This is a genomic window from Bacillus sp. USDA818B3_A, assembly GCF_009928415.1.
GTDB lineage: Bacteria > Bacillota > Bacilli > Bacillales > Cytobacillaceae > Neobacillus.
On sequence record NZ_JAABNN010000046.1, the window covers coordinates 1 to 8,564 of the forward strand.

General features: G+C 39.2%; 10 protein-coding genes. 4 read left to right on the forward strand and 6 right to left on the reverse strand.

Annotation, left to right across the window (positions count from 1 at the left end; translation table 11 throughout):
* Positions 1-230 precede the first annotated feature (230 nt).
* Entirely contained in the window at positions 231-848 is a 618-nt protein-coding gene (locus GXK58_RS26690) for a YitT family protein (protein WP_160726204.1), read from the forward strand.
* Positions 849-857: 9 nt separating this feature from the next.
* On the opposite strand, the gene cysC is transcribed toward GXK58_RS26690, so the two are convergent.
* The 5 genes from cysC to GXK58_RS26715 are packed head-to-tail and all read right to left on the reverse strand — an operon-like array spanning position 858 to position 4,713.
* On the reverse strand, positions 858-1,457 hold the full coding sequence (cysC, locus tag GXK58_RS26695) for an adenylyl-sulfate kinase (protein ID WP_160726205.1): 600 nt from the start codon (positions 1,455-1,457) through the stop codon (positions 858-860).
* A 17-nt stretch (positions 1,458-1,474) separates the two neighbouring features.
* Positions 1,475-2,647: a sulfate adenylyltransferase gene (gene sat, locus GXK58_RS26700; protein WP_160726206.1), complete on the reverse strand. Its 1,173-nt coding sequence runs from the start codon at positions 2,645-2,647 to the stop codon at positions 1,475-1,477.
* A 52-nt stretch (positions 2,648-2,699) separates the two neighbouring features.
* Positions 2,700-3,410, reverse strand: a complete 711-nt coding sequence (locus GXK58_RS26705) for a phosphoadenylyl-sulfate reductase (RefSeq protein WP_160726207.1) — start codon at positions 3,408-3,410, stop codon at positions 2,700-2,702.
* 24 nt (positions 3,411-3,434) lie between these two features.
* On the reverse strand, positions 3,435-3,962 hold the full coding sequence (locus tag GXK58_RS26710; protein WP_160726208.1) for a histidine phosphatase family protein: 528 nt from the start codon (positions 3,960-3,962) through the stop codon (positions 3,435-3,437).
* Positions 3,928-4,713, reverse strand: coding sequence for a phosphosulfolactate synthase (locus GXK58_RS26715; protein ID WP_160726209.1), 786 nt, complete (start codon positions 4,711-4,713; stop codon positions 3,928-3,930). The genes GXK58_RS26710 and GXK58_RS26715 overlap by 35 nt, the downstream gene beginning before the upstream one ends.
* Positions 4,714-4,875: 162 nt before the next feature.
* Here GXK58_RS26715 and GXK58_RS26720 point away from each other — a divergent pair, with 162 nt between their 5' ends.
* From GXK58_RS26720 to GXK58_RS26730, 3 genes are all read left to right on the forward strand, one after another.
* Complete coding sequence (locus tag GXK58_RS26720; protein WP_160726210.1) at positions 4,876-6,123, forward strand: MFS transporter; 1,248 nt, start codon at positions 4,876-4,878, stop codon at positions 6,121-6,123.
* Positions 6,124-6,155: 32 nt separating this feature from the next.
* Positions 6,156-6,437, forward strand: a complete 282-nt coding sequence (locus tag GXK58_RS26725; protein ID WP_160726211.1) for a hypothetical protein — start codon at positions 6,156-6,158, stop codon at positions 6,435-6,437.
* A 138-nt stretch (positions 6,438-6,575) separates the two neighbouring features.
* Positions 6,576-6,848, forward strand: a complete 273-nt coding sequence (locus GXK58_RS26730) for a YqhV family protein (protein ID WP_202171465.1) — start codon at positions 6,576-6,578, stop codon at positions 6,846-6,848.
* Positions 6,849-6,908: 60 nt separating this feature from the next.
* Here the strand turns inward: GXK58_RS26730 and GXK58_RS26735 are convergent, their stop codons facing one another.
* Positions 6,909-8,384 (reverse strand): spore germination protein, encoded by a 1,476-nt coding sequence (locus tag GXK58_RS26735; RefSeq protein ID WP_160726212.1) that lies wholly within the window; start codon positions 8,382-8,384, stop codon positions 6,909-6,911.
* Positions 8,385-8,564 lie beyond the last annotated feature (180 nt).

The following is an 8,564-nucleotide window of genomic DNA, read 5'->3' on the forward strand; positions in this document are numbered from 1 at the left end:
TAATAAGACTCAGGAAGGCACAAAAAAACAGGCATTCATCACCTCATTAAAATAAGGTGCGTTCTGCCTGTTTTAATCGTAAATGATATTTGAAACAAAGTGAAACCTTTAAAACAACATCCTTCATATTCCGAACAACCCCTTCATAAAATGGACAAGTAAGGATTGTCCTAGGGGGTTATGAACTTGGTTAAACGTAATAAACAATTTAAAATAGAGTCTGCTATATTATGAAAAGAACAGTGCTTACCTATTGCTGCATAATAATAGGCGCCAGCATGCAAGGAATGGCTATGTCATTGTTTTTATTTCCTCATTCCATTCCATCAGGCGGGGCTGCTGGTATTGCCATATTGATGAATCACTGGTTTCATTTATCATTAGGATTTTCCTTATGGATTGCAAATATTGTTTTTTTATTTTTCGCGATTCGGTATTTTGGCTATACGTGGACTTTCAAAACGATCCTTTCCGTTGCCACTACATCAACCACGGTCAATTACTTAACGATCTATGTCCCTCATATACATGTCCATTTAATATTGGACCTTCTTGCCGGGGCGGTTATTTTTGGAGTGGGCGTGGGGATGCTAATCAGAGCTGGTGCATCCAGTGGGGGTATGGTCATTCCCGCCTTAATGATTGCTACCTACAAAAATTGGAGCCCAGGTAAAGTAATGATGGGCATCAACCTTTTAATATTTTTATTAACTGCTCTGGTGATTGATTATAAAATAGTGATATTTGCGATTATCTGCCAATTTTTTTCGACTAATATAATCGATTATATATACGAACTAAAAATCCACAAGATTAGTTTTCTATCCGCTAATTGGCGAAAGAGATAAGAAGATCCCTTATAGAATCTTCTTATCTGATAAATATTTGAATACTTTTTCTACAGATTGTTCAATGGTCCTTTTATCGGAATGAATGATGATCTCCGGATGTACGGGTGCTTCGTAAGGGGAGGAAATACCTGTGAATTCGGGAATTTCTCCTTTTCGTGCCTTTTTATATAACCCCTTGGGGTCGCGATTTTCACATACATTGATAGGACAATCTAGGTATACTTCAATAAACTCCCCTGGTGCAAACATTTTACGTACCAGTTCCCTATCTTCAATGAATGGTGAAATAAATGCAGTGCATACAATCTGGCCGCTATCGACAAATAGTTTTGCCACTTCCCCTATTCTGCGAATGTTCTCCTTTCTATCCTTTGGAAGAAAACTTAAATCTCTGTTAAGTCCATGACGGATATTGTCTCCATCCAGTACATAGCTCCGATAGCTTTCTCTGAATAACATTTGGTCAACCGCATTTGCGAGTGTTGATTTTCCTGAGCCGGATAACCCGGTAAACCATAGAACACAGCTTTTATGTCCATTTAATAGATAACGGTCTTCTTTTGTAACTGTTGATTGATGCCAGGTGATGTGGCTGCTTTTATTCATTCTCCTACACCCTTTATTTATTGGCTGTAGCCAATACTTGAATTTTCACTTACAGAAGCTTGCCTCATCCCTTGAATAAGGATGTCTACCACTTCTGGCCGGCTGAACTCTTTGGGAGGATGAACACCATTACTTAACATTCCTCTGACAGCTGTCCCTGATAAAATGACATGATATCCACGGTCATGCGGGCAAGTTTTTGCAGACGCCATGTTTTCGCATTTTTTACAGTAGAAACTGTGTTCAAAGAAGAGGGGTTTGATCCCAAGTTCTTCTTCATTAAAGTGACTAAATATCTTTTGGGCATCATAGGTTCCATAGTAATTCCCAACCCCGGCGTGGTCCCTGCCGACAATAAAATGCGTGCATCCATAATTTTTCCGGACAAGGGCATGGAAAATAGCCTCTCTTGGTCCGGCATAACGCATGGCAGCCGGAAAAACGGACAAGAATACCCTGTCTTGCGGGTAATAGTTTTCGAGTAGAACCTGGTAGCTCTTCATTCTAATTTCACTTGGAATATCATCCGCTTTGGTTTCACCAACCAACGGGTTTAAGAATAGTCCATCAACAATTTCTAAAGCCGTCTTTTGAATATATTCATGAGCTCTGTGAACAGGATTTCTTGTCTGGAACCCTACAACTGTTTCCCAGCCTAATTCTTTAAATTTTTCCCTTGTTTGCTTCGGGTCTAAATAAAAATGTTCAAACTTTGTTTTCTTTGGACTTTTGGTTAGGGTAATCGGACCGGCTATATAAATTTCATGACGTTCAAACAGTTTTTTTACTCCGGGATGGTTGGGGTCGATTGTTCTATATACCTTTTCAGCTTCCAGCTTCTTATCCGGCCGGAATACTTCCTTGACCGTCATCATCCCAAAAACCGTACCATTATGGGTTAAGTGAATGTCTTCCCCGTTTTTGAGCTGTTTTGCCTTTGAAGGCTCTACCGCCAGCGTAATCGGGATGGACCATGGCAGCCCATTAGCCAGTCTCATATTGTTTACGACAGACTCGTACTCCTTTTTATCCATAAACCCCTCAAGCGGACTATAAGCACCGTTTGCAATTAACTCTAAATCACTTAACTCTAACGTACTGATTTCGACCGAATTTCGGATATTTTCTTTTGAAAAATTAAGATCCATCCGATTGATTAATTTGCCGCCATGCGGCATAATTTCATCCATATCATTTACCTCCCCTGACCTCCCAAAGATGCGGTCTTTTTTTGAATGTCTTTCATCCCTCATGGAGGCCACACTCTGTTTTTGTACTTCCAGACCAGCGCCCCGCACGCTGATTACCTGTGTCAGTTACCGGCTTTGTACAGGGAGCACAGCCGATACTGGGATATCCCCGGTCATGCAAGGGGTTATAGGGAAGATTATTTAGTGTTATATAGGTCATGACATCATCCCATGACCAATGAATGAGGGGGCAGATTTTGACTTTATGGAATTTTTCATCCTTATTAATATATTGAGTATTCCTTCTTGTGGGGGATTGATCTCTTCTTAATCCTGAGATCCATGCGGACACATGGGATAATGCCTCTTTTAGTGGGACAACTTTTCTCATATGGCAGCAAAGATTCGGATTATGCTTCCATAATTCATCTCCATACCATTTTGCCTGGTCATCTAAGCTGTCCTTGGGTTTAAGCATATTAATCTCCAAGGAAGGGTAACGTTCCTTTACTTTATCAATCAACTCATAGGTTTCTGGAAAGTGCAGGCCAGTATCAAGAAATATAATTTTGGCCTGTTTGTTGACCTTATAGATTAAATCAATCAAAACAATTCCTTCGGCACCAAAACTGCAGGAATAAACGATATCGTCCTTGTACTCTTGATAAGCCCATTTCAAAACATCTAAGAAATCTGGTTTACTTTTCATAAAGGAGGCTATTTTCTCTTCATCCCAGTTTTCATACGTTAACAGTTCACACATCCCTTAGCCCTCCATTTCATTCACTCATTCCACTTCTAAGGTAATGCACTGATTGTTCTCGACAATGATTTTATTCATTTGGTTGATATCTCCATAACGAGTATAGGAAACGATCCCTCGTATCCATGATCCGTGTCCAAATACTAAGAGATGATCAAAACTCTTATATTTTTCTAAAAATAGAGCTATTCGGTCCTCCAGGTTTTTTAAACTTTCACCAAGAACCAATTCCTTTGGATGATCAATCCATTGTTTACCATACGCCTCAATGAGTTCTTTCTTTGGAACTCCTTCAAACCGGCCAAAATCTAACTCATCTAATAATCCTTCTGGTTCAGGCTGATAACCGTATATGCGTGCAGTTTGATGGGTCCTTTTTAGGGTGCTAGCCAATACGACATCGAACGTTTGTTCCTTTAATAGTTCCTTATTCTGTTTGATTTTATGAGCAAACTCCGCAGAGATAGGAGCAATGTCAATATCCTGTCTTCCTTGAAGCCATGTTTTTCTATTCCATTCAGTGGGAAGGTGCCGTATTAGGGTGACGATCATTTTCTGCCTCCAAAAAAAAGGTTTCACTTCTAAGTCCACAGCGCTGGGATTCTAAAACCAGCACATCCTGAAGTTTTACATTACCTAAATTCACGTTAGGACCAATTTCTTTTATAAAGTACATTTGATGCTTTGCAGTGGGGGCTTCAAAAATAATTTTTCTTGTATCTAAATCCTTCAATAATTCTTGAATTAAATTGGACTTAACAGTTCCGCACTTTTCATATATCCCTGAAGTACCGGAATCCCTTCCTTCTGTTATTACATAATCACAACCAGCATTTAAGAGCAGCTGCATTTCGTTTTTCCAGTCAGTAATAGGCATCTCATTATTAGAATCCTTCGAGCCGACTTCTGCAATGACATGGAAATCATTCTTTACAAGAGAAATCAGCTTTAACCGTTCTTGCAGCGGGATATCTATCGTGCCATTTGAAATCTCAAGCCACTCTATTCCTAAATCAGTTAAATAGGCGAGGTACTCGGGAATTTTATTCTGGTAATAACATTTTTCAAATAAAGTCCCGCCACAATAGGGTTTAATTTTATATTCTTTATATAGATTTATTTTTTGTTTTAAGTTTGGGGTAACATAGGCAGAACCAATACCAATCTTCGCAATATCGATTATGCTGCCATAGTCCGATAAAATACTTTTTAACTCACCAATAGGAGTTCCCAAATCAATGACGGAAGTTAGTCCGTATGTTCTGCTTCCAGTAGTCCGTTCGGGTAATGTTAAAAAATTCATAGGCATGCGCCTCCTCTATTTTCTAGGATAGATTATTCAAAAATTGGGTGATTGTGTTAACAATGGGCTATTACACCTATTAATTAGGCATTTGTCATGCATAAACATCCCCCTAGAACAAACAATATTAAAGCTTAATTTTATAGTTAGGGGTGTACATCCTTGTCAAAGCAAAAACACAAGGGCATAACAATTACAGCTATCAGTTCTATACCACTTATTTTAGTTCTTGGGAACTCGATGTTGATTCCTGTCCTGCCAAGTATGAAATCCGAATTAAATATAACTCAATTTCAAACAAGTTTGATTATTTCTGTATTTTCGATTGCTGCAGCAATATCAATACCTGTATTAGGTTATTTTTCTGACCGTTTTTCTCGTAAGGCTGTTATTATACCTTCACTGATTTTGTATGGGAGCGGGGGGCTTTTAGCAGGAGCTGCAGCCGCTTGGTTTTCAAGTGCCTATACTTGGATATTAGCAGGCAGGATTATGCAGGGTATGGGGGCGGCTGGAACTGCACCAATCGCAATGGCTTTAGCAGGAGACTTATTTAAAGGTGCTGAACAAAGTAAGGTATTAGGCTTAGTGGAAGCCTCCAATGGATTCGGTAAGGTAATCAGTCCCATTATAGGGTCACTATTAGCTCTGCTCTTTTGGTATGCGGCCTTCTTTGCTTTCCCGATTTTTTGCTTACTTTCTGTTTTATTGACAATCTTTTTTATCAAAGAGAAAAAAGCGAAAAAAGAACCACCGCCAGTTAAAAAATATGTCAAAGGGCTTGCTTCTGTCTTTAGAACCGAGGGCCGCTGGTTATTTGCCGCTTATTTAACCGGGGCTTCCTGTCTATTCACTCTGTTTGGAATACTATTTTATATCTCTGACATCCTTGAGAAAGACCATCATATAGATGGCCTGTTAAAGGGAGCTATTTTAGCCATTCCACTTTTATTTATGACATCCACTTCTTATATCACAGGAAGTAATATTGGAAAAAAAATGAGCCTTATGAAAAAGTTAATTGTCATTGGCTGTTTATTAATGACAGCATCTTTCGCCTCACTAGTTTTCTTCACCAAATTAATACCATTCTTTGCAGTACTTGTAGTGAGCAGTATTGGCACAGGGCTTGTGCTTCCTTGTATTAATAGTTTTATTACCGGCTCCGTCCCCTCAGATCGAAGAGGGTTTGTAACCTCATTATATGGATCCGTTCGGTTTTTAGGTGTTGCGATTGGACCTCCTATCTTCAGTACATTAATGACATGGTCAAGATCTGGAATGTTTTTATCGACGGCGGGATTGACCCTTTTATGCGGCCTGCTTTGCATGATGTTAATACATGTCGCTAAAAAGAAACCGACCGAAGAGGAAAATGATTCCCTATTTGAAAAGCTGCAATTCACTTAAAATCACCAGAGTCTGTAAAGGAGAAGATTTCATTGCAAATATATTTTTCACCCGAAGTAATAACACCGGAGTATCAAGTATTAAATGTGGTTGATGGGAAAAATAAAGGCGTAGGAAATGTAGCCTTTTTGTTTGATGAAAAAAAACTTTATGTATACGGCATCTTGGAAGAGGATGAAGTAGGAGCAGATTTTAAGGATCTTATCACACCATACATTAAAGGGTTAGCAAAAGCAAAGCCAGGATTAGACATCTTCTCTTGTTTATATGTGGGCTGTAAGAAGATTAAATTGAATAATGACGAAGAGGAGTAATATCTTAACACGGTTGACTCAGTTATAATCTGGGTCAGCTTTTTTTGGGTGCATGGATAAATTTCAAGAAAAAACCTGTCCTTCTCTCGGAGGTATCAACATATAATGTGTTGAAATGGATATTTTCGGGAGGTAGCTATGTTTATTATCTTAGAAAAAGCAGTCTTGGGAATGGCCTTTTTACGATTATTATCTGGCAGTATCGAAATATTTGCAGCGATTTTAATGTTAAAGTTTAATTCGGTTGAGAAAGCTCTAATGATTAATTCTTCACTTGCCCTAGTGGGTCCTATTATTTTAATTTTAACCACAACAATAGGCTTAGTAGGAATAGTTGGTGATATATCAGTCATGAAAATTGTCTGGATTCTGCTTGGGGTTGCATTTATATTAATTGGTGTAAAATCATAACTCGGCTGTGCTTTTGCCTAGCAAAGGAAAAGCCTATCAGATATGATAGGTCTGATAGGCTTACTCGGTTTCTTGTCTACTCCGATCCTGCGGGTTAAGCATATGACCTCTTACATTACTAAATGGAACAGGTGAACGAAGAAGGACTAATTTAAAATCTAGAGGATTAAAAGGGATAAATGGGTATAAATATGGAATATTCATTGTTCTTGTTTTGACTAAAAGCAGAATCCATAAAGTGATACCGATTACTAAACCAGGTACTTGAAGTATGGCAACCATGAGTAAAAAGAAAACACGGAAGATACGATTTGCAAGACTTAATTCATAACTTGGTGTGGCGAATGTTCCAATTGCAGCAACAGCCACATACAGTACCACCTCATGAGTAAAAATTCCAACTTGCACAGCTACATCACCAATTATAATTGCGGAGACGATACCTAGTGCAGTCGCAAGGGCATTTGGGGTGTGTATAGCTGCCATCCGTAGAATTTCAATCCCGACTTCTGCGATAAGAAATTGCCAAATGAGGGCAATCTCTCCATGATCCTTAACCCCTATAAATTTCCACCGTTCGGAGAGCAGCTGCTCATTTGTTGCATAGGTATACCAAATAGGTAATAGAAATAATGATGCCGCAACGGCAATCAATCGTGCAAACCGCAAAAAGGCGCCTACCAGAGGCTTCTGGCGGTATTCCTCCGCATGCTGCAGGTGATGCCAATAGGTAGCTGGGCAGATCATCACACTTGGCGACCCATCAACAACAACAAGAACATGTCCCTCCATTAGATGAACTGAACTTGTATCGGCCCTTTCTGTGTACCTAACTAATGGATATGGGTTATAGTTCCTGCCGAAAACAAACTCTTCAATTGTTTTTTCACCCATTGATACCCCATCGATTGAAATATCCTCAAGTCTTTTTCTCAACCATTTCACATTTTCCATATCAACAATGCTGTCTATGTATACTAAAGCTACATCTGTCTTGGAGCGATTTCCAACCTGTACATATTCCATTACTAAAGATCGATCTCGTACCCTGCGACGGATCAATGCAAGATTAAAAACAATCGTTTCTACAAACCCATCACGCGGCCCGCGGACTACACGCTCAATATCCGGTTCCTGAGGTGATCGGATTGGATACTCCCGTGAATCAATCAATACTACTTTGCTGCCCTTTTCAACTACTAATGCTGTCTGTCCTGCAAGGACTTGGGCAATTACCTCTTCTAAATCAGGTGTTGTAACAACCTCTACGTGCGGAATAAAGGTTTCTACAAGCTCATTGATTGGATCATTTCTAAAATCCTCTGGCTTACGCTTTTCAATCTCCTTCATAATTAAAAGTAGAATGTTTGCGCTTGCAAATCCATCAATGAGGAACATGCTCATTTTATGTCCGGCATAATCAATCTTACGGTGAATAATATCAAAGCTTTTGCCTACACGCAGCTCTTTCTTCAGGTATTCAATATTTTCTTCATATGATTCCTTGACCGGAATTTGCGTTCCTTTTTTTCCCAACCTCGCCAACTCCTAAGATAGTCATTAATGGTATTTTGCGGCAAGTTGGAGGTTAATATACCAGTTGCACGAATTATTATATTAGAAAAACAAAAAGGACAATCCTTACGGATTGTCCTTTTACTTGCCTGGCAACGTCCTACTCTCACAGGGGTAAAACCCCAACTACCATCGGCGCTG